Raw genomic sequence first — 26,618 nt, forward strand, 5'->3', positions numbered from 1 at the left:
CCGACAGCCCGAACGCATGAGCGCTGCAGTGACGGGGCGCGAACAAAGATGTCGCGCCTCACACTCGCCCAAGCGCGTTTTGCATAACCTCTTAATGATACGACACCGCAGACGCGCGCGCGAGAAAACGCTTCCCCATTCCCCGATTTCCCCAAGCTAATCCTTTTTCTTTGACTTCCCGCGCCTCTTCTTTGACCTCCTGCACCCGAATATGCGGGCTGCTGTACAGCGGAATTCTTGGTAGGATGCCCTTATCGCAAAATAACGGAGCCCCGCATGCCTGGAATCTCCATTGCGAAATATCCTGCGAGGCCCCCGTTGCACATGCACAGAAAGGTTCTCCCATGCCCGTCATTCGCCTGAACGATACAACCGATTCGCGCCTTCGCGTGTATTCCGGCATGACCGATGCTCAGCTGCGTGACGGAGTTGGCGCGCCCGGACCCGATGCCGATATGAACGGCGGGCTGTTTATCGCCGAGAGCGCCAAAGTAATCGAGCGAGCGATCGATGCGGGCGTGACCTTGCATTCGATTTTCCTGGAGGAGCACTGGCTGGAGGCGACCCTCCCCATTATCGAGCGCATCGAATCCACGGGGTCAAGCGCTCCGGTGCTTGTTGCAACGCACGAGCAGTTTCGCGAGGTCACAGGCTACCAAACCACGCGCGGGGCATTGGCGGCGTTCCGCAGACCTGCCCTGCCCAGCGTGGAAGACGCTCTTGCGAACGCCCGCCGCGTCGCGGTGCTCGAGGACATCACCAACTATACCAATGTGGGCGCGGCGTTTCGATCCGCCGCTGCCTTGGGGATAGATGCGGTGCTGATTACGCCAGCCTGCCACGACCCCCTGTATCGCCGGGCGGCGCGCGTGAGCATGGGCACGGTGTTCCAGGTACCGTGGACGCGCATCGGAGACAGCCGCGATTGGGCCGCAGAAGGCGTTCCCCTGCTTCACAGCCTGGGCTTTAAGACGGCGGCGCTCGCGCTCTCGGACAATTCCATTCCGCTAGACGCACCCGAGCTTGCCGCCTGCGAGAAGCTCGCGATGGTGCTTGGCACCGAAGGCGACGGGTTGTCGCCGCGCACCATAGCCTCCTGCGACTACACGGTGAAAATCCCCATGGAACACGGCGTGGACAGCCTTAACGTGGCCGCCGCCAGCGCCGTGGCCTTCTGGGAGCTAAGGGCGCGCAAACCTGTTATGCTGCATATCGAGAACCCGGCTTAGCACAAGGGCTTTGCCGCCGCCTTAGAAAGGTATGCCATGGTCGAACAACAAGACGCCGTTATCCAGCAACTTATCGAGCGCGCATTGGCGCTCCATGCGCGCAACTTCAACTGCGCCCAGTGCGTGGCATGCACGCTGGCCCCCTTGGTGGAGGCGAGCGAAGATTCGACGTTTCGACTGATGGAGGGTTTTGGCAGCGGAATGGGCTGCAAGACGGAGACGTGCGGAGCGGTAGCCGGCGCGGTTGCCATGTTAGGCGCAGCAAATAGCTTTGGCCCCGCCAACCCCACCAGCAAGCAGGCCACCTATGCGCTTTCGGCCGAATGTGTGCGGCGTTTTCGCAAGGTTCACGGCACCACCGAATGCCGCGCCATCAGGGGCACCGACGCACCCGGCCCGCTCCCCGTGTGCGACGACTGCATCGCCGACTGCGTGCGCATTGGCGCCGAGATAATCTTTGAGCGCCAGGCACAAATAGAACAGTAATGTAAGCGGCCTTCGCCGCGCATCTCGACGAAGACCACTCACACTTGTTGCAAACTGCATTCCGTACGCACGGATGCAATCGCATGACGGCAACGAATAGGCGAAGCTGGATTATTCAGCGTGCTGCAGCCTCTCTGGGTCGTAGCGCGTCAAACCTTCTTTCCGCTTTATTCCACCCAGCGAGACGAGCTCTTATTCAGCCCAATAAACCCAGTTTTCCTTGCGCGGCTTGGCGACCGGTGCAGCATCATCGGTCGCATAGCCCAGAATACAGTGGCCGATGCCCTCGTAATCGCCCTCTATACCCAACTGCTCGAGAATCTGCTTTCCGCGCTCGCTCTCGAACTCCTCCTTCGCACGATGAATCCAGCAGCTCGACAAACCCAGGTCATACGCCGCAAGCATCATGTTCCCCATGACCAAGCTTCCGTCATATACGTGCGTAGGCATGGTCTTATCAGCCAATACGACAAGAACCACAGGTGCACCGTAAAATGGATCGGTGCCGGGTCGGCCGAAGATTTCAGCGTTCATGGCCGAAAGCTCGTCGCGCAAGGCCTTATCGGTGATGGCCACAATTACAGGAGCCTGTTGGCCCATGCCCGTTGGCGCCCATATTCCCGCTTCGATAACCTTCTCGACAAGCTCTTTTGCGGGCATGTCCGGCTTATAGGCTCGTACGCTACGACGTTGCTTGATCGCTTCAAGAGTTTCCATGGCATGTCCCTTTCTCGATCGCTCCGACACTTTGCCATTCATCATTTCCAGCGTTTATCTTTTCCGGTTCATTATCGCATCACCCGCTGCATCGATGCTCGTCAGCCCATTTAGCTCATTATAGGTTTGGCCTCGACTGGAAAAGGTCATTTTTGCTTCGAATGGGCGGCGAAGTCGTTCCGTTTTGGCAACGTGGTCACAATTTACTCGAATGGGCGATTTTGAAGTTCGTTTTTTACCTTGCGCGCCATTGGAACCGCATCATTGCCTTAGATATCGCCCCTGAGGGATCGAAGGCAATGATTACTGGCCTCCAAGCATCACAAAACGCAAGAATCCAACTCCGTTGCCGCCCATTCGAGTAAATAATGACCAACATCTGAAAAATAAACCGATCAATCACCCATTCGAAGCGAAAATGACCACCTATTCGGCTGTCCGCTTGAAGCATCGAGACGCTCAAGCCCCGCGAAGACAAACGTCTCACAAACCGCCCCTACTGAGGCTGCAAAGCTAGAAGTCGCATGCTGGTTTGAGCTATTTCCTTGCCCAGCTCCCCGCCGTCTTCGTTGCGCGCCTCCGCAATGCCAGCCAGCACGGCACGCAAATCACGTTCCCAATTGTCAGCCGCGTAAGGCGCGCCGTCCTCTGCGGGCATGTCCGTTTCAAGCAGCATGCGATTTTGCGGGATAGATCGCACGTACGCGCGGCCGCGCTTCGTAGCAAGCATACGAGGGTTGACCGAGAAGTAGCATCCCATGCGAATCGCACGCGTGAGCTCGTCCGATGTACCCGAAAACCAATGGAGGATACATGCATTTCCTAAGTGCGTGCCCCGCGCTTCAATCATATCGAGCACGGTTGACGCCGAGCGCACCGCATGAACAGAAAGCACCTTGCCACCCGCGGCGCAAGCGCTGAGCGCCGCGTCGAACACCGCGATTTGCTCGTCGCGCGTCTGCACGTGGCGCGGGGCGAAATCAAGCCCCACTTCACCCACAAAAGAGGTCTCTCGAACGAGCGCCGTAAACCGTTCGATGTCGCGCACTTGAAGATCACACGCTCGCGATTGGGGAATCGCGTCAGCGGTAACAAACGGTACACCAGAACCAGTATCATCGCCCGCCACCCACCACGGATGCAGGCCTGCGCCCGCACGAACATTCTCACATGCGCCCAGCAATGCTCGCGCGCGCCTATACCCTGCCGGCGTAACGGTATTAGAAAACGCGCAAATACCTCGGGTTTCCGCTTCACGCGCCAAACTAAGGGCAACATCGTCGGACAAGAAGTCAAGATGACAGTGCATATCAAATAGTCTCATAGTGCCCACGCGCTATTTCTCGTAACGTTCCACAGCCGCTATTCGCCTTCCTCAGCACGCTCGGCTTGTTGCAGCTCGAAGAGGTGCTTCCGCATCTCGATAGGTCCAAGACGGCAGTATGGAAGATCGTGAACTCATTGAGTGCACAATTGGCAACCACGCACCCTGTCTTGGCCAAATCCTTAGATTCCACTCTATTCCAACCCCGCAAGCTCGCGGATTACCTGGCCGGCGATCATCTGACCCATGATGGGCGGCATGAACGACGCCGTGCCCAGGTTGGAGCGCTCGCGCCGCTCGGCTCCCTCGCGCGTGGCCACCTTTACCGGCTGCTCGCACGAGTACAGCACCTTCAAGCGCTTGATGCCACGTTTACGGGCTTCTTTGCGCATGATGCGGCTCAGAGGACAGTTCACGGTATCGAACACATCCGCCACGCGCAGACATTCGGGGCGCAGCTTGTTCGCCGCGCCCATGCTGCTAATCAGGCGCATATTGCGCTCGTCGGCGTACTGAGCTATGGCGAGTTTGGCCGAAACGGTGTCAATGGCGTCAACCACGTAATCCAGCCGCCCGGCAAATTCCTCGAATAGCGCCGGAACATCCTGGGCAAGCACGAAGCGTCGCAGGGCAGTGACCTTTGCCCGCGGATTGACGTCGGCCACCATATCACGCATAACCTCAACCTTGGGCCGCCCCAACGTGCTCATGAACGCGATGGCCTGACGGTTGATGTTGCTCTCCTGCACCACATCGTGGTCGACGATGACAAGATGCCCTACGCCACCTCGCGCGAGCGCCTCGATGCAATTGGAGCCTACGCCGCCAACGCCAAGCACCATGACGGTTGAACCAGCCAGTCGATCAAGCCCCTCGCGTCCCATGATGCGTTCAAGACGCGAGAAGAAGCCATCGACGGAATCTGAGCTTGCGGGGTCGCTGACACCAAGGTTGGGGCTTGCGAAATCGGAGCTTGCAGGATCGAGGCTGGCGGAGTCAGGGCCGGCAAGACCGAAGCCGGCGGGGTCAGAGCTAGCGGAATCGGCAGCCGCGACACCGGAGCAGGCGACGCCAGAGTCAAAGGAGCCCCCTCGCGCGAAACCCGCGTTAGTCGATTCTGCCATGCTTGCCCCTTCGTTGCTGCGCCGACCCATCCTGACCCTGCGAGTCGCGCGGAGCGTTGGTACCCTGCGACGCACGGCGCCCATCCTGACCCCGTGCATGAGCACGCTCCGCGATTGCCGCCCTGCGCGAGGCACGTTCGGCCCTTTTCGCCGCAGCCTCCGCTCGGCGTACTTTTTCCGCATGGGCGGCGCGCGCCTTTTCGCGAGGGCTCAACTCGTCAATCTCAACACCCGCATAGTCGTCGTATGCCGACGGACGCGCATGCGATCCCTCCAGACGGCGCGTGGATCCATGCCCCATCGGCTGCGGAGAAGACCCCTGCCTCAGACGGGCGTCGCGCTGAGCGCCCGCATGGGCACCCCTTTCGGGCGCAGCATTTTGCGCCCGATTTCCACGATGCGAGGGCGTCGGTTGACCCTGGGCATGCGAACGCGAGAAGCCGTCGCGCGCCTCGCGATTTCCCTGTCGAAATGCCGACGGCTCCTCCACCGGCTCGTTCGCCAGCGCGATGCGAATGCGCAGATACTCCCACACCAGGAGCACCAGCAAGAAGCTCATGATAATGAGGTAGCTGAGCACCGCGCCCGGAAGCCCTGTAAAGCCCACCAGCAGCGTAGGGATGAACAGCGAGAACCCAAACGTCACGATGTAGAGCTTGGTGACCGAGCCCTGCTTGCGCAGAAGCGTCACCGCCTGGTATATGAAGTCGATTGCCGCCGATACGCCGCCGGCAACCACCATCACCACGATGAGCCCGCGGTACGGCTCAAAATCAACGCCGTACAAAAAGCCCAGCACGGGAGCCCCCACGGCCCACATCACGGCGCATACGCCGCACGTGATGGCCACGATCACCGCGAGCATCGCCACCACCAGGATATCGAAGCGCTTACGCGTGCGCATATCGGCCCAGATGCCGGCCATGCGCACCAAAAGCGGCTTGTAAATCACCTGCACAAAGATGACCAGCGCGTTCGCCGGGAACCACATGGCGTTGTAGTACAGCTGGTTGTCGTAAGGCAGCATGCCCTCCATCATGAACTTGGGCATGTTCTCGATCAGGTTGTACATGAAAAGCGCCACGAACAGCGGGAAGCACTGTTTCAGAAGGGCAACCACGCTCGCCATGCTGAACCGGCGCGACTTGGGCGTTTCGAACAGCGCGAGCGGAATGGTGAGCACGAATAGCGTGAGCAGCGCCACCACGCCCATCACGACGCACGAAATCGTCAGGCTGCGCGTGATGAGCAGCGTAAGCGAGAAGATGATCAGCACGGTAACCGAGCGGAACGTTTGGGAGATGCCCGCCAAATACAGCTTGTCCATCTGCTGCAGGCGGCCCTCGTACACGTCGGCCCAGCCATCCACCATCTTATACACGTACACGCCCGCGCATATGGTCATCATCTCGGCGCCGTAGCCGCGAATCGCCCCGTAGCCAAAGCCCACCGCCATCATGATGGCGCAGGTGAGAACGCGGTTTATCTGATAGTCGGAAAACGAGTGCTCCTCGTCGAGATCGGACACCTGATAGGTGCGCACGCCGTAATTGGCGACGAACATGAGCAGAAGCGCCACGGTGAACGCCATGGCGAACATGCCGGCCTGCTCGGCCCCCACCAGCTGCGTGACCACGATAGACAGCACGGGAAACACCACGCCCCACGACGCCAGGCCGATGGTGTTCCACACGTAGTCGCGCGTGGTGCGGTGCGACGCGTACTGCTCCTCCTGCTCGGCGAAGCTGCGCTCGGTAACGGCCCCCATCAGGCGGTTCACCCAGCGGTTTACCTGGCGCGTGATCCAGTTGGGCTTGCGCTTTCGAACCTTGCCCGAGCCGCCGCCCATACGGCGCGTATCGGCGGAGGAGACATCCTGGAACGAACCCGTACTGCCGGGATGGGCGGGCGCAAGGCGCTTGCGGGAGGAAGCGCGCGAGGGCGCGGCGCCGTTTTGCGAAGACGATCCCGCACCCGACGGGTTGAACCCTTCGGACGCATCGGGGCTCCCTTCGCCCTTCAGCTTTCGCTTTGCGTTTTCGAACGCTCTGAACGCCATGCTTGCGAATACCCTCTTTCACCCGCCGACCACTGCGGCAAAACGACCATTGGGCAGAATTATAGTGCGCCCGCCCGCAACAACCGCCCCACTTGGCAGCGAATCCACGCGTAAGGCAGAACCCTTCATGCCGCCCGAAAGCTACGAGCCCGGCGCGGCGCCGGAAGCGCCCGATGAAGCATCGCTTTGCCCCGAACCGGCCGACATGTCGTCCGAGGAGCCCGATCCCGATTCGCCGGAGCCGCCCTGCGAGCCAGACGAAGACTGAGAACCCGATCCATCGCCTGTCTGGGAGCCGGACCCCGTAGAGGATTCTCCCGAAGACCCGGAAGACGCATTCTCGTTATCCGACGCACTCGAGTCCGACCCCGATCCCGTATCCGAAGCGCTGCCGCCGGAAGACGAGCCCGAAGATTCGCCTGCGCCGCTCGTCGAGCCCGACCCCGAGCTCGAAGACTCCCCGCTCTCAGAGGAGGAATTCTCGGTCTGCGAGGCATCGTTGTGCGCCCCGTCTTCCTCCTGGCTCGTATTCGAGCCCGCTTCGTCCTGCGATGCAGAGGAATACGAATCGGAGCCTTGCTCATCCTGCACCACCGCGTTTTGACCTGCCGAAACAAAGTGCTGAGGCTTTTCGCCCATGCCCTGGCCGCCCGTGGCGATGCTAATGACCACCGCGCACAGGACCACCGCGGCGATAGCGGATGCCACCGAGACCAGCAGCACGCGCTGCTGCATGCGCGCCTTGCGCTGGCGGGCAGCCTTTGCGCGGATACGCGCCTCATCGGCATAGATGCCCGCATCGTCACGGACGGCACGCCTGCCTTGCGCGCCCAGAGCCGGCGCGTTTTGGGAAGCGGCGCCTTGGACGCCTCCGCCCTCAACGGGCGGGGCGGTCGTTTTCGCACCTCCGTCCACGGCGGGCATGAGCGCCGTTTGGCCGCCAACCGCGGGAAGCGCGACCGTCTCGGCACCCTGGCTTGCAAAGGGCTGCAGCGTAGCCTGGACCCCCTGGGGCGTCCTGCGCGGAGCGGCCGCCTTGACGCCGCCTACCGCAGGCAGAATGGTCGTTTCGGCGCCATCGTCGTCATGACCTCCCACCTCGCGAATCTTGTCGGCAGAAGCCGAGAGGAACTTTTTGTACAGCTGCGAGGCAACCGCCGAGATGACCGAGCCCACGCCAACACCGATGACCGAACCGTATATACCAATCTGCGACGCGAGCAGCATAGACGTAACCGCCGCCAGGGCGCCCGCAAGCACCTGCGCAACGGACAAGTCGTCGAATAGCCCGCGCACGATATCGCGTTTTCTTCGTTTTTGCCGCACGCCGTCCGCGGCATGCGATGCCGTTTCTGCCATACGCAACCCCTTCGCATCGAGCACGCTCAATTCATGCGAAACCATCGACGCGGCGTCTTCCCCGTAAAGAGGAAAAGACTGCATCGCCTCATCTCGCGTATCGAACATACCATCCGCAGAAGACGGGGCAGAATTGTCCACGAACTCGTTACTCGCCGCCCATAAAGCATCCACGGCGAGTCAAAAATGTGCGCAGATAAGCGTAGAGCGCGACGGAAAGCCGCACGCAGCAGCTATCCTCGCAGCCACTTCTCCCAGGCGTCGGCCTCGCGCTGCGCTTGTGCGTAGCCGCGGTTGTATGCGGCCTGGAGCTTGGCCAAATCGGAAGTCTTATTGGTCACATCCATCTTCTCGGGGTAGAACACATACGCCGCGCCGGACGCCTCCAGCGCGTCGATCTCGTCGAGCAGCGCGTTGTAGTGCCGCCACCGCTCGATGGTGCGCTCGGCCACCAGGGGATGCTTTCCGAATACGGCTCTCATGAGCGCCGCCTCGAACGCGCTCACAGGCTTCTTGCGATAACCGCGCTCCTGCGTGCGCACGATGAAGAATCGCTTGAATCCGTCACGCTGCGCAGCGCGCAGGCAAATTCCCCAGCTCTCCCCCATGCCGCCGTCCAGATACGTGCGGCCGCCGAAAGTCACAGGAGGCATGAAGATGGGCATGCTGGATGACGCGCGCACACGCAGCAGCAGGTCGCGCGGCGTTTGCACGTCCTTGCGCGTCCAGGCCACCGTCTCGCCCGTCTCCCAGTCGAACGCCTCGATGTGGAAATCGGCAGGGTTCGCGCAAAACGTCCCCCAATCGTATGCCATGACCTCGTCGGTGCCGGCGTAGTCTTCCACCAGGCCCTCGTAGAGATGCGGCGCGTTGAAGTAGCCCGTTCCGCGCAGGAAACTGCCCACGCCGCCGAAATCCGGATCTTTAACGATGTCCACGAACGCCGCCTTGGTGCGAGCGATATCGCGCGAAAGATAGTTCACCGTATGACTGGAACCTGCCGATATGCCGTACACCTTGCCGAAGTTCATCTCGCGCTCGAGCATAGTGACGATGGCGCCCGCCGTATAGCTGGCACGCATGCCACCGCCTTCGATGATCAGCGCGACGTCGGGAATGTTGATTTCGCAATTCTTCATAATGCACGTGATTATAGTCTTCCGCCATATCCCTGCATCGCGAAAAGAGCCGCACATCGGGCGGCTCTCAACGTTTCGCATATGTACCGTGCGGCTTTTCCGACGACAGGTCGATGGCGCGCCTCGCCCTGCTTGCGTCCTACAGTTCCCAGCTGGCAGCGCTCTTCTTGGGAGCGCGCACGCAAATCTTCTGGCCGCTCACGCTCACGCGCGAATTCGCCGGAACCGATTCGGTCACAAAGGCGCTGCCTGCGATGACGCTGCCCGCGCCCACTACGGTCTCGCCGCCCAAGACGCTCGCATTCGAGTAGATGGTCACGTTGTCCTCGATGGTGGGATGGCGCTTCACGCCCGCAAGCTGCTGGCCCGCTCGCGTGGAGAGCGCACCCAACGTGACGCCCTGGTACACCTTCACGTGCTTGCCGATGGTGGTGGTTTCGCCGATTACCACGCCGGTAGCATGGTCGATGAAGAAGTACTCGTCGATCTGCGCGCCGGGGTTTATGTCAACGCCCGTTCCGCTGTGCGCATACTCGCTCATGATGCGCGGGATAACCGGCACGCCCTGCACGTACAGCTCGTGGGCGATGCGGTACACGAACACCGCGAAGAAGCCGGGGTACGAGAAGATGATGTCCTCTTTGCTCTGGGCGGCCGGGTCGCCGTCGAAGGCCGCCTGCACGTCGGTCAGCAGGATGCGATGCACCTCGGGAAGGCGGTTCATGAACGCGGTGCACACCTCCTCGACACGCGCATCAACGTCCTCGTATGCGATGGGAGCGATCTGGTTCATTTCATCGCCCTTTCCCGCGCGGAACAAGAACGCCTCGCGCAGCTCGCGACGCAGCGAGTCCTCGATGCGAAGGAGCATCTCGCCGATGAAGTACTCCGGCTTGGCGCCCGTAGGGGCCTCATCGCCAAAGTAGCTGGGGAACATCACGCGTCGAAGGCTCTTGAGGATGCCTTCGACGTTCTTCTTGTTGGGAAAGTGGCGATCGGGATCGGTGAAAAAGATCTCGGGCGAAGTACGGTAGTTTTGCGCGATGGATTCGACGATCGCGTCAAGGTTCTCGGTATGCATGGTGCCTCGATTCGTGCGGAAAGCTGAATTGGTCGCGCGAGCGCAGCCGAACAGCCCCGAGCGGGGCGGCCTGCGCACGCGTATTCGCAAATCTTAGCAGTCAACCCCGCCTCGCGAGCGAGCGAATTGGCCAGCTACCAATATTTCCTCCCCAGGAGCACAACGGACGCTGCTCATCGGCGCTCAAGCACCACTTCGCCCATGCATGACGCGTCGTAACCCACGATGCGTCCCGCCTCTTGACGGAAGGGGCGCGTCCTGACCAGGCGGCACACCGCATCGGCAACGCGTTCGCATGCGGGCGATTCAAGCGACAGGGCGATATCGAGCCACTCGTCCTGCAAGGGCAGAAAGTCAATGCCCTCAACTTGGTGGAACACGCGCTCGGAGCCCACACACACGTCGGCCGCCCCGCGCGCCACAAGCGATGCGGCCGAGAGCGCCGAAGGGTGCTCCCTGCCATAGCCCGCCACGCACGTACGGCTCACCCCGCATTCGGCGAGCTTCTCGTCAAGCAGCACGCGCGATCCGCACCCGCGCTCACGGTTAGCGATGCGCACGTCGCTTCGCCCTAGATCGACCCAGGCGCGCAAACCCTTTGGATTGCCCTTTGCCACAATGAGTCCCTGCCTGCGGCGCACCAGGCGAACCAGGCGCACGGGCATGCCAGGCATGATGCGCTCCACAAATGCCGCATTGTATGCGCCCGATCGGTCATACAGATGCGTGAGCGCCGCTTGCGCCCGCCCCCGCTGTGAACCCTTTTGCACCGGCGGCCTTTGCCGACACAGCCGATCGGGCGATGTAGTTTTCCACATCTGCGCGCGAGAAGCGCATCTTGCGACCTACGTAATACGATGCCAGCTCGTCGCGTTTTACCAGGTTGTATACTGTATTCCTGCTCACGCGCAACAATTGCGCGACCTCGTCTGCCGTAAGCGCATCCGACTCTGGCATACCGTCCTCTAACTCCGCTCACCGCCGCCGGCACTCGCCTGCACGCCGATGCGCCCGCGCAAGGTGCCGCGTCAAGCGAACGCAGCGGCGGGCTGGGCCTGTGCGGCGGCGAGCTGTTCTTGAATACATTCATTATACGAGCTCAATAGTATTCTGAATTATAAATATTCTTGCCTAAGAGTATATGAGCCGCGCGCCGAGACAAGCAAGGGGGCGCGCCCCAAAACCCAGTCGCAGCAACACCACCCATGACAGGAGCGGCGATCGACGCATTCGATCGTTCGCGCTTGCGCCCCGTTATCGCGCAGGGGTCCCGTCCGCCCGAAAACAACCGGGCGGCGAACGGGACGCCCGCATCGCAACGCACCGCGCCGCGAACGCCGCCGCCGCGCCGGCCTTCGATGCCACGCGCTTCACGGCTCCTTCACACATGAAAGAGGCCCGTTGTGCGAAACGTGACGAAACGAAACGACCAGGGGCGTGTTTCGTCCGACCCCTTCACAGGGTGACTTTCCGCAGGCATACTGCATCCCGTCAAGCAACGCGGCCACACCGCCCCGCAGCGCGCTCAGCAAAGCAGGCAGCATGGGGCCGCACCAAACGAAGAAAGGACTGTCATGAAAATCTCCGCTCGCAATCAGCTCAAGGGCACCATCTCCTCCGTCGCCGAAGGCGCCGCAGCGCTCGCCATCGTCAAGTCCACCGATGTGATCGTGGGCGTGGAATAGCCAAACTTGCGGCTCTGGCCCAGCGTAAGCCCAACGCAACGGCACAACGCGACGGCCCAAAGCGCAACCCGACACCCTGAATACACGCGAAAAGGCGGCTCTTGCAGTCGCCTTTTTTCATGCGCATCCACCTCCGGGGCGCGTGGCAAGAAAGACGGACACCCGCATCGACAACGAGCCGAAAACGAATCCCCATCTGCCGCTGCGCTTCATACCCTCGCGTTATACTCCCCTAGCAGTACGCAATGCGATCAAGGAGCGAGCATGGATGACATCAGAGAATGCCTTAAAGGCCCCGCGTTCGAATTTGAGGCGCGCGTGCGCTACAGCGAGGTGGACCATCGGGGGCGTCTCACGCTGCCGGCCCTGGTCAATTACTTCCAAGACTGCAGCACGTTCCAATCTGAAGTGCTGGGCGTAGGCATGGCGTGGCTTAAAAGCGAGCAAAAGGCGTGGGTGCTTTCCCACTGGCAAATCGTAGTCGACCGCTACCCCGAACTGTGCGAAGAAATAGCCGTGGGCACCTTCGCCTACAAGTTCCGCGGGCTTATGGCGAACCGAAATTTCTACATGAAGGATGGAGCCGGCCGCATCATAGCGCGCGCGGATTCGAGCTGGGTGTTCATGGACCTTGCCAAGGGAAAGCCGGCGAAACCCGCCCCCGAGCACGTGGAGCGCTACGGCCTGGGCGCGCCGCTTGAGATGCCGCCCGAAGCGCACAGGGTGTCTGTGCCGGAAGGCGCCGAGGAGCACGAGCCCTTCGCGGTGCTCCGCAGCATGATAGACACCAACGAGCACGTGAACAATTGCCAATACATCCAAATGGCCACCGAGCTCTTGCCCCGCGACATAGAGCCGCGCATCGTACGCGTGGATTACCGACGCGCTGCCGTTTTAGGCGATGTGGTGCACCCCTTTGTCGCACAGGAGCCGGATAGGTACGTGGTGGACTTGCGCGATGCCTCGGGCGGACAGTTCGTGGCGGTCGAGCTTATGAGCTAAACGCTGCGCCAGGCCGGCGCAAATTCGAGTTCGATTTACTTAAGGCCCAGTTCAGGTTGCCATTCGCCCGCATACGCGCCATGCCGTATGCGGGCGTTTTTTTATGCGCGTTTTCATGATGCACCGTGACAATTGCGCAACAGAAGCCCTCCGGATAGAAAAAATTCACACCTCGCCTCTATCGTTTTCATTGTCCCCAGCGCGCGATGCGCCCTAAACGCAGACGGAACGAAGGGGCGGAGCGCTCTTTGAAGCGCTGCGTTTGTGATGCAGACAGCCGCGGCGGCCGAGGCATGCCCTCGCGGCAAAGGCACTCTGCGCGTGACCTGCCCCAAGTGCAGCGCGCAGCAAACCCGCAAGTCCTAATACGCGCCATGCGCCCAACACGCGAAAGGCTCCCATGTTCGGATATCTCACGGCAAGCATCGCCGCGAAGCGATCTTCTACATCGAGTGCGTGGAAAACACCGGATCGTCCTGCCACAGGCACACCGCTTCGCTCAAGGGCACGCCCCTCTCGGCAGATGCGGCGCGCGTGGCATTCAGGTCGATGATGCGCTGGTTGGCCGACCCGCGGAAACGCAGCGTGATGTCGTATTGCGCTTGCACGTAAGGCCCATCCACCAGAATGTCCACGCACGCAAGCAGTCGATCAGTCGCCTCAGTATGATGGCGACCGCCCTCTTCGAGTTCCGAGAGCACATCGCCCGTGAAGCACCAGATGCTCTTGCTGGGGAAGCGATCCTTCACGCGCTCCACGAAGCCCACCAGCCCGCGTTGGTTCTCAGGCTCCATAGGCTCGCCGCCAAGCAGCGTGAGTCCGTCCACGTACTCAGGCTCGAGACTCTTCAGAATCACATCCTCAACCGCCGCATCAAAGGGCTTGCCCGCCGCGAAGTTCTGGGCCTCCTCGTTAAAGCAGAACGGGCACTTGCGCCGGCACCCCGAAACAAACAAAGAGGTCCGCACCCCTTCGCCATTGGCAATATCGCAGTATTTGATTTCGGAGTAATTCATAGTCGATTCCTTTGCGTATCCCACCGCGAGGGTGCGGCGCATACCCCCAGACAACACGCGTGCGGTTACCAGTGACCGCTCGACAAGCGAGCAGCCACGCGCCACGCCCTCGCTGCATCTCTTTCGGTGGGCAATGGGACTTTAAGCATCCGGTTTCCCTCATGGACTGGGGCGAGGGATAGAGATAGGGGTTCCAAAGGGGGAAGAGGAAGGGATGTTTCCCTTCCTCTTCCCCCTTTGATAACGCCCCAATTACAGATGGAGGACGCGATCCTTAATCTCTTCAGTCCTGCCCTGATTCCAGAACTGGGTTCCGATATATCCGCACGTACGGCGCGCCACGTTGAGCTTCTCCTGGTCGCGATTGCCGCAATGCGGGCACTCCCACACCAGCTTGCCGTCGTCCTCTACGATCTGAATCTCGCCGTCGTAGCCGCACACCTGGCAGTAGTCGCTCTTGGTATTGAGCTCGGCGTACATGATGTGGTCGTAGATGTACTGCATCACGCGAATAACGGCCTGCAGGTTGTCCTGCATGTTGGGCACTTCGACGTAGCTGATCGCACCGCCGGGAGAAAGCTGCTGGAACTCGCTCTCGAACTTCAGCTTGGTGAAAGCGTCAATCTCCTCGGATACATGCACGTGATAGCTGTTGGTGATGTAGCCTTTATCGGTGATACCCTCGATCACGCCGAAGCGACGCTGCAGGGCCTTCGCGAACTTGTACGTGGTGGACTCAAGCGGCGTGCCGTACAGCGAGAAGTCGATGTTGCTCTCGGCCTTCCACTCGGCGCACTTGTCGTTCATGTGCTGCATGACCTGCATGGCGAACGGCGTGGCCTCCTCATCGGTGTGGCTTTTGCCCGTCATGTACTTCACGCACTCGTACAGGCCGGCGTATCCCAGGCTGATGGTGGAGTAGCCGCCGTAGAGCAGCTTGTCGATGGTCTCGCCCTTCTTGAGGCGGGCCAGCGCACCATACTGCCACAGGATAGGAGCCGCATCAGAAAGCGTGCCCTTCAGGCGCTCGTGACGGCACATGAGCGCACGGTGGCACAGCTCCAGGCGCTCGTCGAAGATCTCCCAGAACTTATTCATGTCGCGACCCGAGGAGCACGCCACATCCACCAGGTTGATGGTGACCACGCCCTGGTTGAAACGACCGTAGTACTTCGGCTTGCCGGGCTCATAGTTGCCGGCGTTTGCCACGTTGTCAAAGCCGTTGCCCGAACGGTCGGGCGTCAGGAAGCTGCGGCAGCCCATGCAGGTGTAGCAATCGCCCTCGCCGGGCTTCTCGCCCTTGGAAAGTTTCAGCTCGCGCATCTTCTTCTCGGAGATGTAGTCGGGCACCATGCGCTTGGCGGTGCACTTAGCGGCCAGCTTGGTGAGGTAGAAGTACGGGCTGTCCTCGTGGATGTTGGCCTCTTCGAGCACGTAGATGAGCTTGGGGAACGCCGGGGTGATCCACACGCCGGCCTCGTTCTTCACGCCCTCGTAGCGCTGGCGCAGCACTTCTTCGATGATCATGGCAAGATCGTGGCGCTCGGCATCGGTGCGCGCCTCGCCCAGGTACATGAATACGGTAACGAAGGGCGCCTGGCCGTTGGTGGTCATGAGCGTGACCACCTGGTACTGGATGGTTTGCACGCCGCGGCGAATCTCATCGCGCAGACGGTTCTCAACCACCTCGGACACCTTGTCGGGCGAAGCCTCGAGTCCAAGCGTATTAATCTCGTCAAGCACCTGACGGCGAATCTTCTGGCGGCTCACGTCAACGAACGGCGCGAGATGCGTAAGGCTAATGGACTGGCCGCCGTACTGGCAGCTGGCCACCTGAGCGATGATCTGCGTTGCAATGTTGCACGCCGTAGAGAAGCTGTGCGGACGCTCAATCATGGTGCCGGAGATGACGGTGCCGTTTTGCAGCATGTCCTCAAGGTTCACCAGGTCGCAGTTGTGCATGTGCTGAGCAAAGTAATCCGAATCATGGAAGTGGATGATGCCCTCTTCATGGGCCTTCACCACGTCCTGAGGCAGCAGCATGCGCATGGTGAGGTCCTTAGACACCTCGCCTGCCATGTAGTCGCGCTGCACGGAGTTAACCGTGGGGTTCTTGTTGGAGTTCTCCTGCTTGACCTCTTCGTTATTGCATTCGATCAGCGACAGGATGCGGTCGTCGGTGGTGTTGGCGGTACGCTTGAGGCTTTGCACATAGCGATAGATGATGTAGCGGCGGGCAACATCGTAGCGGCCCAGGGCCATAATCTGGTTCTCCACCATGTCCTGAATCTCTTCCACAGACACGGTGTGACCAGCGCGCTCGCACAGCCACTCCACGCTGTGGGCGGCAAAGGCGATCTGGTCGGCGGTCAGGCGCTCGGGGGCTTCCGCCTCGTTGTTGGCGCCTTCGATGGCGCGCACGATTTTATCGATGTCAAAAGCGACTTCCGAACCGCTGCGCTTGATAATCTTCATGGCGAAATCTCCTGACCTTTGTCCTTTGCCACTTGCCTGCTGCCGGCTTACGCCGACACCGTATAACCTCTTTAGGGCATTGCCTGCCGCTCGATGCCGCCCATCGCCGCGAATCGACATGCCACACGCCAACGCCACCTGGTACCCGTACCGCGTGCCGCAGACGCTTTGCGCAAACCCCAGTTTCTCCTTTATGGAAAGTTTCCAAAAGAAAGCTTTCTGGAGTGCGCAAATATGCTGCCTGCCATGCCCAAGAGCTGCAGGCATCCTCGTCAATTGATACCGGAATGATAGCATTTAGAAACCCCGCTCCAGATAGCGGAGCAAGGTTTTTGGTGCCGTCACATAATAACCCCAAACGGGCACAAGATATTGTGTTTTCTTGCTCAAATGACCACTTTATTATGTTTGTGCAGGTCGGCACGAAAGAAAAACTTTTTTGAGGGCCGCCTACGAAAAAATACACAATGCGGCACCTGCGAAAACATAAAAAAGCGCTCCGTAAAGACTTGACTTTGCAAAAGATTTGCAAGTGTGCATACCGCAAATCATCTGGAATAAAGCATCGTTGCAGGTGGGTACGAATGGACCAAGACATAAAAAATAGGCCTGAAAGAATGACTTGCCCATCATCCCTTCAGGCCTAAAACGGTCGAGCGGCTACCTTGCGCCTATTTCGCGTTGGGGTCGGTGGTTCCGGCAAGCGCCTTCTCGCCGGGCCGCCCCAAGGGCCCCACCAGCTCATGCGCTACATACGGCTCCTCCAGATACGCAACCTCGTCTTCCGTCAGCTTCACATCCAGCGCGGCAACTGCGTCATCGACGCGCGCGGGCTTAGAACATCCCACGATGGGGGCCTCGACTCCGCGCGCCCAATGCCAGGCGAGCGCCACCTGGGCCATAGGCACGCCATGATCGGCGGCGACCTTGGCAACGCGCTCCACTATGGGCATGTCGGCCGCCTTTGCGGCGTCGTATTTGTTGCGAATCACGGCATCGGTCGTGGCGCGGGCCGTGTCGGCCTCCCACGTGGGGCGCGCCAAATGGCCCGAAGCCATGGGGCTATAGGGCATGAGCGCCATGTCGAACTGGCGGCATACGGGAATCATCTCGCGCTCGTCTTCGCGATAGAGCAGGTTGTAGTGGCACTGCATGCTGGTGAATTTCGTCCAGCCGTTTCGCTCGGCGCACACCTGCATGGAGTGGAGCTGGTAGGCGTACATCTCGCTCGCCCCCAGAGCGCGCACCTTGCCCGCGCGCACCAGCCCGTCAAGCGCCTCGAGCGTCTCCTCGATGGGCGTGTCGTAGTCAAACCGATGGATGATGTACAGGTCAAGGTAATCGGTACCCAAACGATCGAGTGTGCCGTCTATCTCGCGATTGATGGCCTCGCGCGACAGCCTTCCCTCGTTGAAGTACACCTTGCTCGCCAGCACCACCTTATCGCGCGGAATGCCCAGTTCGCGAAGCGCCCGCCCGATGAACAGCTCGCTTGTGCCTTTCGCATAGCAGTTTGCCGTGTCGATGAAATTCACGCCCAACTCCCAGGCGCGCCCGATAACCTCACGCATCTCGTCTTCGCCGATGGTCCACTGATGAAATCCCGGATCGGGCTCGCCGAAACTCATTCCGCCAGGCACAGCCTGGAAACCTCAATGCCCGAATGACCGAGCTTCGTATACTGCATGTCGTATCTCCTTCCATCAACCACCCGAAATGTGCGGCGCGGCGCTCGCATCGCGCTGCACAGCCGCTGCATCCACCGGCGCGCTACCCACGCAGAGCGCGCGACACTTAAACATCCAAATCAATAAGCCGGTACGTCTGACTTCCCAGCCCTATAGCCTCGGCGTGCTCGAGCGTATGGGCGCCGTTGCGGCTCTCCATGTGCTCGACGAGCGAGGCGCCGTCGGGCGCGGCACACACCAAATCGACGCATGCGCGGTCAAGGGCCACCGGATCCATAGAAGCCAGAATGCCGATATCCTCCATGTCGGGATCGGCAGGATGGCTGTCGCAGTCGCAATCCACCGAAAGATTGTTCATCACGTTGATGAACGCCATGTACCCGCCCATGTAGTCGTAAACCGCCTTGGTAGCCTCGGCCATAGATTCCAGAAAATCGTCCTGCGCGGGGCTGCCCCACGAGGTGGTAGAAGCGCCGGCGCTGTGGATGAGCACCTTGCCTTCGCTTGACGCAATTCCGATTGAGCAGTTTTTGACCGCGCCGCCAAAGCCGCCCATCGCGTGCCCGAGAGAATTCCGCCCGTCAGAGCCGCCGCACCCACTCCTGCGGCACCCTGCAAAAACGTCCGTCTTGTAATGGTGCTCATGCCTTCCTCGCTTTCCCGCACTTTTCTCGCAATAGTGCTCGCTTTCCCGCTCCAGCGCCGAAGCGTCGACCCTCGAGCCATTCGCCGGTGCCCGCCATGGCGGCCAAGTCCTCAGCGCTCGACCCGATGGGCGAAGATCCCGAGGTGCAGAAAGGAATCACCGTCTTGCCCGTGAAATCATTGCCGGAAACGAAATTGTCCATCACCCACGAGGCGTTGCCCCACCAGATGGGATACCCCAAAAACACGGTGTCGTACGAATCGAAGCCGTCGGGGACGATGCGCTCGAGCTCAATCGAGCGATTGGGGTCATCGCGCTCCCGGCTGGTGCGGCTGTCGGAGTTGTTGTAGCCCAGATCCTCTTCGGTGTAGGGGTCGGTCGGCTCTATGAAAAACACGTCGGCACCAAGCTCATCCGCAATTGCTTGAGCTATGCCCTCCGTATTGCCCGATGCCGAAAAGTACGCCACCAGAATTCGCCCTGACGAATCGCTCGTCTGCTCCTCGGGCGCCGCTTGCTGCTCCTGCGCAGAATCGGCCTCGCTGGAGGCGTCCTGCCCTTCCTGCCCTGTAATATCTGGCGTCCCGTTGTCGCTCGAAGCGCATGAATCTAGAAACGCCGTCATGGGAGTAAGCACCGCAAGTGCCGCCATGCCGTTTGCGAACTGCCTGCGCGTAAGTTTTCCCTGGCTCGCCATGCTTTTTGCCTCCTTCTTGAAACATCATTGCGATACGCAAGGTACATGCTGGAGCGCGCTCAAAGTCAAGAGGTAAAATGACATATTGTCAGAATCCATAGACATTAATTCAGGCTTAAAAGAATGAAGCCTAAGAGGAAGGAAGGAAGGAAGGAAGGAAGGAAGGAAGGAACGCGCGCAGCGGTGAGCGGGCCCGGCCACAACCCAAGGTGCGCAAACGCGGCGCCGAAGACGGCAAGAGGCGCCGCCGGCAGCGAACCGCAGCCCCAGGGCGCAAACGCAGCCATCGCAGCCCAAGGCGCAAACGCGGCCATCGCACCCAGGGACAGGCGGGGCACTCAGAAAAGCGAGAGCTGGCCGCCTTCTCCCTGCGAGTCGGCGCCCGCAGCACGAGCGGCGTCCAAAGACAAGCTCGGCCCCAAGCCGACGCGCACAAACCCATCGGGGCTCTCCCCCGCTTTGGTTCGCGCGGCATCGGGCGACCGTGCGGGCTCGATGCGCAAGCGCACGCCTGCACGGTTGGCGAGCACGGCATAGCCCTCGCCAAGCCACACCCCCGCCTCATGAGGCTCAAGCACAAGTGGCACGCGGTCGTGCACCGCGGCGGCGTCGGGCGTAGGCTCGCACGTGACCACCGCGAAGCGGCCGTCTTCGTAAATGCCCGCAAGCAACGTGAGATAGGCAGCGTTTGATGAAGCTCCGTCGCAAGCCGCCGCCTCAGGACGGGCATCGCGGGCCATTGCCCCAGCGTCACGCGCCGCCGCATCAGAACCGCAATCCCGGGGAACCGAGCCAAATAGATAGGGCCGTTTCACGGGTCGACCCGTTTTAGGGCTGGGCACACGCTCCTTGTCGTGATATTCGAAGAACCCCCAGGTGGGAACAATGCAGCGGCGGCGTCGAACGGACTCGCCCCACATGCCCTCCGGTTTGCCCAGCGCGCTCTCGATGCGCGCGTTGTACACAAGACCCGCTCCGCCCTGCTTCCACGGAGCGGCATATCCCCAGATCATTTCCACCGGACGAAACCACATGGAGCTCGACGGACCGGCGGGCTCCCCCAGAAGCACCAGCACCCCATCGCCGGGAACCGCCTGGGCGCGACATGACAGATCTTCGACCGCAGGCCAAATGGACCCCGACTGGGCGCCGTCGGCCTCAGAGCCAGCGGAGTTCCCCAAGGTCTTGGCAGCAGGCGCAAAACGTCCCGACTCGGACTGGACGGCCGCAGGCCACTCCGCCTGAGAGACCACAGGGGACACGGCCTCCACGAACGCAGCCGCCTGAAGCGCCTCATCCCAGGTGAGCGTAAAAAACCGTCTGCACACGGCCGGTTAGTCCTCAACCTCGAGAGCTCGCGCCAGAATCTGCATGCGCGCCTCCACGTCCTCGATGATACGGCTGCAGTCTTTGAGCTCGTCAGAGGCGTCGATCCCCTGCACCTCGTGGACGGCCTTGTATTTCAAGCTGTGCTCAAGGCTCGCCCAGAAGTCCATGGCGATGGTGCGCATCTGCACCTCGACCGGCACCATCTCTTTTTTGTCCATGAAATACACGGGGATGCGCACGATGGCATGCAGGCTGCGATACCCATTGGGCTTGGGGTTGGCGATGTAGTCTTTGACAGTCACGATCTCTAGATCGTCCTGCTTTTTCAGCGAATCCAAAAGATTGTACACGTCATGGATGTAGGAGCAGATCACGCGCACGCCCGCAATGTCGAAGAGGTTTTCCTCCATACTCTCGATGGTCACAGGGAAACCTTGCCGCTGCAGCTTCTCGAAAATACTCGCCGGCTTTTTGATGCGCGATTCTATATGGTGAATGGGGTTGCGGTTCTTCTTCAGGCTCAGGTCGCGATCGAGCACCTCGAGGCGAACCTCCATCTGGCGCATAGCCGCCTGATACTTCTGGAGCGATTCGCGCATCATCGCCTCGGCTGTGCGAAGGCGCTGCGTCTCCGACTGCGTGACAACGGAAAGCCCCGTGGACACGTTCGCGGCCGCCGCAATCACCGAAGCAATGTCTTCCGCCCCAATGGCGGGATGGTCCTGGGCCCGGACAGGAGCCGATGCAGGGGCGGAGCCAGCGCGCGGCGCGTCGATCACCTCGACGGATGCCACCGCCTTCGCGGCGCTCTTCGAACGCCGGTCTTCGGAAGACGCGTCATGCGCGGCAAGCGCAGGCTGCTCGCGCATTCCGCCATTGGCTGCCGCGCGCGCCTTGCCGCCGCCCGAAACCGCACGGCGCAGGGGCTCATACGCGGCTTTCACGAAACGCTTCGCGCTCGAACGCGCCCCTTTGCTCGATTTTTCCCGACTTTTTGCAGCTGTTTTCTTTGATTGGGAGCGAGCGGATGCCTTCCCGGCAGACGAAGCGCTCCTCTTTTTCGAAGTATCCGAACTAGACCCCGTAACGGCGGCGGAATCGCCCGTCGCATACGCGGGGCGCAACGGCTCCGGCATAGAACTCATGAAGCCTCCTAGACCATAAACGAAGACGGGGCACGCATAGAGGCACTCCATCCGCCGCAAGGCTGCGGCTTATCGTTGGGTCTATGATAGGGCACGCCCCTTTAGCCCGCCCGCCTGCATCCCAATCCGTTACCGAACGGGCATGAAGGCTTCCGAAAAACAGCAAAAGCGTGAACGCCGGATTAACACCCGCCAACCCGGCGCCCCGCATCATGCACGCAACTCCGGATGCCATAAAATGATACAAGGAGCGCGGAGCAGAAGAACCGAACAGAACAGATCCATTGCGGAGCAAGCTCGAATGCCTAAAACAGGTCGTGCGACTCCGTGCCACTAAATTTCAGAATTTTATGTATCTGAAATACACGTTTTTCTTATTTTCGTGTATCTATAATGCATGATTTTCAGAATTTCGTGTATTCTAAATACACTAATTGACGAATAGACCAAACGAGGTACTGCACATGACACTCAAAAGGACGTTCGAAGCCCTTATAGAAAAATGGGCTCTTGCACCAGCAAATCGCCCTCTTTTAGTGCGGGGAGCAAGGCGCGTAGGCAAGACGTTTGCCGTGGAAAAGGTGGGCAGGCGTCTTGCTGGTAACAACTTCGTGAAACTCGACTTCCAAACCGACCTCGATCTCATAGCGCCTCTTTTCGACGGCCCCACCGACGATGTGGATGCAACTATGAAACGTATCGCGGAGTATAAACGCGTTAAGCTCGACCGCGAGAGCGCCTTCATCCTCTTTGATGAGGTGCAGCTGTGCGAACGCGCCCTCAATTCTCTCCGCTTTTTCTCAGAATCAGGATGGCGCATAGCGGCAACAGGTAGCCAACTTGGAGTGGCCACACGCAAGCGAGACCTTCCCTTTCCCAGCGGCGTGCAACAGGAAACAATGCATCCGTTATCATTCGAGGAGTTTCTCTGGGCCATGGGCGAAGACGCGATGGCAGAGGCAATTCGCGTCCATGCCGAATCTCTCGAACCATATCCGGCGCATATCCGCGCATCGCAGCTTTTTCGATATTATCAGGTCATTGGCGGCATGCCGGGCGCTGTTGCTGCTTTTGTTGCCACAAATGACATTGATGAAACTCGCGTACAGCAACGCGAAGTAGACGGAATATACACGGCGGACATGACCGACCCCGATAACGGCATCAGCGCCCTTGCGGCGCGCAAGGTGTGGCGCAGCATTCCCGCCCAACTGCTTCGGTCGTCTACAAAAAAATTCAAATACTCCGAGGTCGAACGCGGCGGCAGACGAACCAAACTGCTTGAACCGCTTGACTGGTTGGCGGGCGCAGGCATGATTTCAATCAACGACCTCACCGAATGCACTGAAGCACCGCTTGTTCCTTACTCGGAAAAAGAAGGAAGCTTTTTCAAGGTATACCTTGCCGACACAGGGCTCATGTTTTATAAGCTGTCAGTCAATCCTCGCCTCTGGCTGGAGGCGGAATCGACCAATCTTCCTCTTTCATCGGATTTCAGAGGGGCTATCGCCGAGAATGCCGTTATGCAGGCATTCACCTCAAACAACCTCCAAACATTCTACTGGATGCCCCCGAACTCTTGGTCAGGCAAGGGAGAGCTTGACTTTCTTCTGCAGGACGACCAAATGCGCGTGATACCCGTAGAAGTGAAATCCGCGCGTAACGTGAGAGCGCGAACGTTAGAAACGTTTATGGAAAAGGCCCATTCGCCCTATGCCGTCGTACTCTCCGACCGTAATTTTGAACGAACGCAAGACGAATGCGGAAACGAAATACGTCAGCTGCCTCTTTATGCAGCGCACTGTCTCGGCGCCGACTGCGTGAAGACGAACGCGTAGCTCGCCGATTTGAGATTCAGGCTCGCAGCGTATTCAATGATGCCCTCCTGCATTGTCCTTGCCCAAGCTGCCAAAAGGATTCTTTGCGGAACAATCTGCGCATCCTAGCGCTCCGGCCATGCTGGCGGCAGAAATGCAAAAGGCCCCGGAGCAATCTCCGAGGCCTGCAAATCAGCACCTGTGCAGAACGGCGCACGCCGCGCAGTGGCCTATGCGTTCACATCGGTGAATTGTGCCAGGGGAATACGTCGAGCCTCTCGGCGCTCAGAATCGAGCTCGCGCGGCTGGGCATAGCCCGCCACCAAAATGCTCACCGGCTCAACGCCTTCCGGAATATCAAACTCGCGGCGCGCCACCTCGGGGTCGAACGCACACACCCAGCAGGTACCGAGCCCTAGGTCGGTCGCCGCCATCATCATCTGGTCGCACACGATGGAGGTGTCGATGAGCGACGAGTTCATATCGTCGTAGGAGCGCACCCATGCGTCTTCGGTCTTCGCGCACACCACAAACGCCAGCGGAGCGCCAAAGATGCTGCCGTTCTTCTCAAAACGAGGCTCGCACGCCGCCGCCTTCGCCAAAAGCTCAGGGGTGTCGCATACCACGATACGCGTGGGATGGAAGTTGTGCGCGCTTGGAGCGATGCGGCCGGCTTCGACAATCGCATCGACCTTTTCCTGCTCCACGGAGCGATCTTCATAGTGACGCACCGAGTAACGTGCATAGGCCAAATCAAGAAACGACATGGTTCCTCCTTCACTCTGACGTATTGCGCGCATGATAGCGCATACGCGGCCGACTATTCCACCGAACTGTCGCTACCATTCATATCTATACGGTGTATAGATATGTGTTTTCGCAGCTCATTGTTTAGGTACTTCATCGGTAATCATTTGCCCTGCCTGAGCTTCTTCGCTGCGCTCCGCCTCGACGGGCCGAACGGATCCGTCGTTTCCCATGTCGTGGACAGGCTCCTCGGCCACCGCGTCTTGGCCGGTCTGGCTTGAGTCCGCGTCTTGGCTGGGCTGGGCGCCTTGAGCGCCTTCGTCTGTCCGGTCGGACCACGCATCCCCGTACGCGTCCCCGCTGGCTCGGCCTGCCCATCCGGCACCCAGCGCCTCGGACAGCACGGCCACATTGCGCTCCCTAAGCGCTGCAAGACTCAAAGCGGCGGCCTCGGAAAGCTTTTTCCTCGGGAATTCGTCGATAATGCCCACATTCACGCGGGCATCGCAGATGGCGCCCAGGCCGTCCTGCATCTTCACCATGCGCTTCGCAACGGCCACGGCGCCCTCGTCCAGGAACATGCCGAAATTCTCGGCGGCGTAGCGCACCCGCTTGGCATCCTTGCGCACATCATGGGTCGCTTCGGCGTCGGCGATATCAAGCGCAAGCATGGCGCATTCAAGATCGCCCACAAGCGCCTCGAAGCGCGCTCTGACGGCCTTGCGAGCAATCCCTTCATGCGCAATCCCTTTACGCCACTCGATGCCCGTCGCATGGGCGCGGGCGTTGCCCAAAAGTCGCCTGCATTGCTTGCTACGCAGCTTTTTGGCTACGCGATCCCTCTCCTCATTGCGCAGCTGAACGATTGCCTCCACGAGCTCCAAAGACCCGCCTTCAAGCTCCGCCGCCTGACCGACAAGCACATCAAGTTCGCGCAGCCGCGACGTCCACCGCACCACCGTGCGAAGGTCGCGTTGTATGGCCTTGTTCTGCGACTCTTTTTGCCAAGGCTGGATAAACGCCACCAAGCTGCGCATCGTGCGGATGGAAACGCGCAGCTTGTGCATGGTTTCAGGATCTTGCTCGTTTTCGAAGAACGCCTTCAAGCGCATCTCCACCGTGTCGGACGCTCGTGCGATCACGTTCTCCAATGCAACGAGGTTGGCGAACCTGCCCGATTTGGGACCCTGCACGAACCACAGAAGGCGCGCCGAGGGCTTAGGGGACGCCGCCCGCCTCTCCAGGCGCAAGGCAACCGCGGCCCCCGGGAAAAACGGAAGCCGCACCCCCGTCAGCCGCGCCGTCATGTCGTCGACGAACGGGTTATGTCCCACGGCGACCACGCACGACGTATCGCTTTCCTCAAGCGCAGCAAGAAATTCCTCTTCGTCCTGGCGCCATAGAAACTCGCATTCCTTGGGTTCGCCGGCCTTGAGCGCATGCGCCACAATACGGGCCGTTTGGACGGTGCGCACCGCCGGGCTCGCCCACACCTGAACGCCGTCGCGCGCCGCGCCGCCCAAAAGCGCCAGGCTTTGCGGGACGGACTCTTCGAGCGCCCGCGTGCCACCCTCGGTCAGAGGACGCAACGCGTCATCCTCGCGCCACGTTTCGCGGGCAGCCGCCTTTCCGTGCCGCATCAAAACCAACGTCTTAGCCATGGCACAACCGCCTTTCACGTCGGGTTCAATCTCGCCTTGATTGTACCCTGTCGCAGGCGCGTTTTCCCAAGCCGTTACCGTACCGTGCATCCCCATAAAAGCGCCGCGACTCAACGATCGAACAACCAGCTCAGGCCTTTCTATTACGCCCGCCATTGTTACGTAGTTCGACATCCTTCCGGCAGCGAATGC

At 60.2% G+C, this 26,618-nt stretch carries 22 protein-coding genes and 1 pseudogene; 4 read left to right on the top strand and 19 right to left on the bottom strand.

Annotated features, from left to right (window positions below):
• Nucleotides 1-344: 344 nt before the first annotated feature.
• Both DMP06_RS00615 and DMP06_RS00620 read left to right on the top strand, forming a co-directional pair.
• Entirely contained in the window at nucleotides 345-1,229 is an 885-nt protein-coding gene (locus DMP06_RS00615) for a TrmH family RNA methyltransferase (protein WP_123207810.1), read from the top strand.
• 36 nt (nucleotides 1,230-1,265) lie between these two features.
• The gene (locus tag DMP06_RS00620; protein WP_123207811.1) at nucleotides 1,266-1,715 is read left to right on the top strand and encodes a C-GCAxxG-C-C family protein; all 450 of its coding nucleotides are present in this window, start codon (nucleotides 1,266-1,268) and stop codon (nucleotides 1,713-1,715) included.
• 192 nt (nucleotides 1,716-1,907) lie between these two features.
• On the opposite strand, the gene DMP06_RS00625 is transcribed toward DMP06_RS00620, so the two are convergent.
• The 9 genes from DMP06_RS00625 to DMP06_RS00670 all read right to left on the bottom strand — a co-directional run bounded on the left by DMP06_RS00625 (nucleotide 1,908) and on the right by DMP06_RS00670 (nucleotide 11,475).
• A complete protein-coding gene (locus DMP06_RS00625; RefSeq protein ID WP_123207812.1) occupies nucleotides 1,908-2,432 on the bottom strand; it encodes a nitroreductase in 525 nt (174 codons plus the stop codon).
• Between the two features lie 496 nt (nucleotides 2,433-2,928).
• Nucleotides 2,929-3,756: a TatD family hydrolase gene (locus tag DMP06_RS00635; protein WP_220092512.1), complete on the bottom strand. Its 828-nt coding sequence runs from the start codon at nucleotides 3,754-3,756 to the stop codon at nucleotides 2,929-2,931.
• Between the two features lie 194 nt (nucleotides 3,757-3,950).
• Entirely contained in the window at nucleotides 3,951-4,880 is a 930-nt protein-coding gene (locus tag DMP06_RS00640; protein ID WP_245962306.1) for a tRNA threonylcarbamoyladenosine dehydratase, read from the bottom strand.
• Complete coding sequence (locus tag DMP06_RS11500; protein ID WP_181442998.1) at nucleotides 4,864-6,939, bottom strand: lipopolysaccharide biosynthesis protein; 2,076 nt, start codon at nucleotides 6,937-6,939, stop codon at nucleotides 4,864-4,866. Before DMP06_RS11500 ends, DMP06_RS00640 begins: the two co-directional genes overlap by 17 nt.
• Before the next feature lie 141 nt (nucleotides 6,940-7,080).
• Complete coding sequence (locus tag DMP06_RS00650; protein WP_148042468.1) at nucleotides 7,081-8,298, bottom strand: hypothetical protein; 1,218 nt, start codon at nucleotides 8,296-8,298, stop codon at nucleotides 7,081-7,083.
• 233 nt (nucleotides 8,299-8,531) lie between these two features.
• Nucleotides 8,532-9,437: a patatin-like phospholipase family protein gene (locus DMP06_RS00655; protein ID WP_123208044.1), complete on the bottom strand. Its 906-nt coding sequence runs from the start codon at nucleotides 9,435-9,437 to the stop codon at nucleotides 8,532-8,534.
• Nucleotides 9,438-9,576: 139 nt separating this feature from the next.
• Nucleotides 9,577-10,518: a serine O-acetyltransferase gene (locus DMP06_RS00660; protein WP_123207816.1), complete on the bottom strand. Its 942-nt coding sequence runs from the start codon at nucleotides 10,516-10,518 to the stop codon at nucleotides 9,577-9,579.
• Nucleotides 10,519-10,691: 173 nt separating this feature from the next.
• Nucleotides 10,692-11,288, bottom strand: a complete 597-nt coding sequence (locus tag DMP06_RS00665; RefSeq protein ID WP_161957765.1) for a substrate-binding domain-containing protein — start codon at nucleotides 11,286-11,288, stop codon at nucleotides 10,692-10,694.
• Nucleotides 11,233-11,475 (bottom strand): helix-turn-helix domain-containing protein, encoded by a 243-nt coding sequence (locus DMP06_RS00670; RefSeq protein WP_123207818.1) that lies wholly within the window; start codon nucleotides 11,473-11,475, stop codon nucleotides 11,233-11,235. The genes DMP06_RS00665 and DMP06_RS00670 overlap by 56 nt, the downstream gene beginning before the upstream one ends.
• 992 nt (nucleotides 11,476-12,467) lie before the next feature.
• Here DMP06_RS00670 and DMP06_RS00675 point away from each other — a divergent pair.
• On the top strand, nucleotides 12,468-13,205 hold the full coding sequence (locus tag DMP06_RS00675) for an acyl-[acyl-carrier-protein] thioesterase (RefSeq protein WP_123207819.1): 738 nt from the start codon (nucleotides 12,468-12,470) through the stop codon (nucleotides 13,203-13,205).
• Between the two features lie 443 nt (nucleotides 13,206-13,648).
• Here DMP06_RS00675 and nrdG read toward each other — a convergent pair whose 3' ends face one another.
• From nrdG to DMP06_RS11655, 8 genes and pseudogenes are all read right to left on the bottom strand, one after another.
• Nucleotides 13,649-14,221, bottom strand: a complete 573-nt coding sequence (gene nrdG / locus DMP06_RS00680) for an anaerobic ribonucleoside-triphosphate reductase activating protein (protein WP_123207820.1) — start codon at nucleotides 14,219-14,221, stop codon at nucleotides 13,649-13,651.
• A gap of 252 nt (nucleotides 14,222-14,473) precedes the next feature.
• Nucleotides 14,474-16,696, bottom strand: a complete 2,223-nt coding sequence (gene nrdD / locus DMP06_RS00685) for an anaerobic ribonucleoside-triphosphate reductase (protein WP_123207821.1) — start codon at nucleotides 16,694-16,696, stop codon at nucleotides 14,474-14,476.
• Nucleotides 16,697-17,367: 671 nt separating this feature from the next.
• Nucleotides 17,368-18,336 (bottom strand): aldo/keto reductase, encoded by a 969-nt coding sequence (locus tag DMP06_RS00690; RefSeq protein ID WP_220092513.1) that lies wholly within the window; start codon nucleotides 18,334-18,336, stop codon nucleotides 17,368-17,370.
• Between the two features lie 154 nt (nucleotides 18,337-18,490).
• On the bottom strand, nucleotides 18,491-18,940 hold the full coding sequence (locus DMP06_RS00695; protein WP_123207822.1) for a DUF362 domain-containing protein: 450 nt from the start codon (nucleotides 18,938-18,940) through the stop codon (nucleotides 18,491-18,493).
• A 20-nt stretch (nucleotides 18,941-18,960) separates the two neighbouring features.
• Nucleotides 18,961-19,029, bottom strand: a pseudogene (locus DMP06_RS11850) (twin-arginine translocation signal domain-containing protein); the annotation flags it as partial.
• A complete protein-coding gene (locus tag DMP06_RS00705; protein WP_181442999.1) occupies nucleotides 19,026-19,727 on the bottom strand; it encodes a flavodoxin in 702 nt (233 codons plus the stop codon). The pseudogene DMP06_RS11850 and the gene DMP06_RS00705, both read right to left, overlap by 4 nt.
• Before the next feature lie 338 nt (nucleotides 19,728-20,065).
• On the bottom strand, nucleotides 20,066-21,055 hold the full coding sequence (locus DMP06_RS00715; RefSeq protein WP_123207824.1) for an SOS response-associated peptidase family protein: 990 nt from the start codon (nucleotides 21,053-21,055) through the stop codon (nucleotides 20,066-20,068).
• A gap of 6 nt (nucleotides 21,056-21,061) precedes the next feature.
• Nucleotides 21,062-22,000 carry a GTP pyrophosphokinase gene (locus tag DMP06_RS11655; protein ID WP_245962307.1) on the bottom strand — a complete coding sequence of 313 codons (939 nt, stop codon included), beginning with the start codon at nucleotides 21,998-22,000 and terminating at the stop codon, nucleotides 21,062-21,064.
• Between the two features lie 665 nt (nucleotides 22,001-22,665).
• On the opposite strand from DMP06_RS11655, the gene DMP06_RS00725 reads away from it, so the two are divergent.
• The gene (locus DMP06_RS00725) at nucleotides 22,666-24,039 is read left to right on the top strand and encodes an ATP-binding protein (protein WP_123207825.1); all 1,374 of its coding nucleotides are present in this window, start codon (nucleotides 22,666-22,668) and stop codon (nucleotides 24,037-24,039) included.
• A gap of 209 nt (nucleotides 24,040-24,248) precedes the next feature.
• Here DMP06_RS00725 and DMP06_RS00730 read toward each other — a convergent pair whose 3' ends face one another.
• Both DMP06_RS00730 and DMP06_RS00735 read right to left on the bottom strand, forming a co-directional pair.
• Nucleotides 24,249-24,785, bottom strand: a complete 537-nt coding sequence (locus tag DMP06_RS00730) for a nitroreductase family protein (RefSeq protein ID WP_123207826.1) — start codon at nucleotides 24,783-24,785, stop codon at nucleotides 24,249-24,251.
• A gap of 117 nt (nucleotides 24,786-24,902) precedes the next feature.
• The gene (locus tag DMP06_RS00735; protein ID WP_161957767.1) at nucleotides 24,903-26,426 is read right to left on the bottom strand and encodes a CHAD domain-containing protein; all 1,524 of its coding nucleotides are present in this window, start codon (nucleotides 26,424-26,426) and stop codon (nucleotides 24,903-24,905) included.
• Nucleotides 26,427-26,618 lie beyond the last annotated feature (192 nt).

The organism is Slackia equolifaciens (assembly GCF_003725995.1).
Lineage (GTDB): Bacteria > Actinomycetota > Coriobacteriia > Coriobacteriales > Eggerthellaceae > Slackia > Slackia equolifaciens.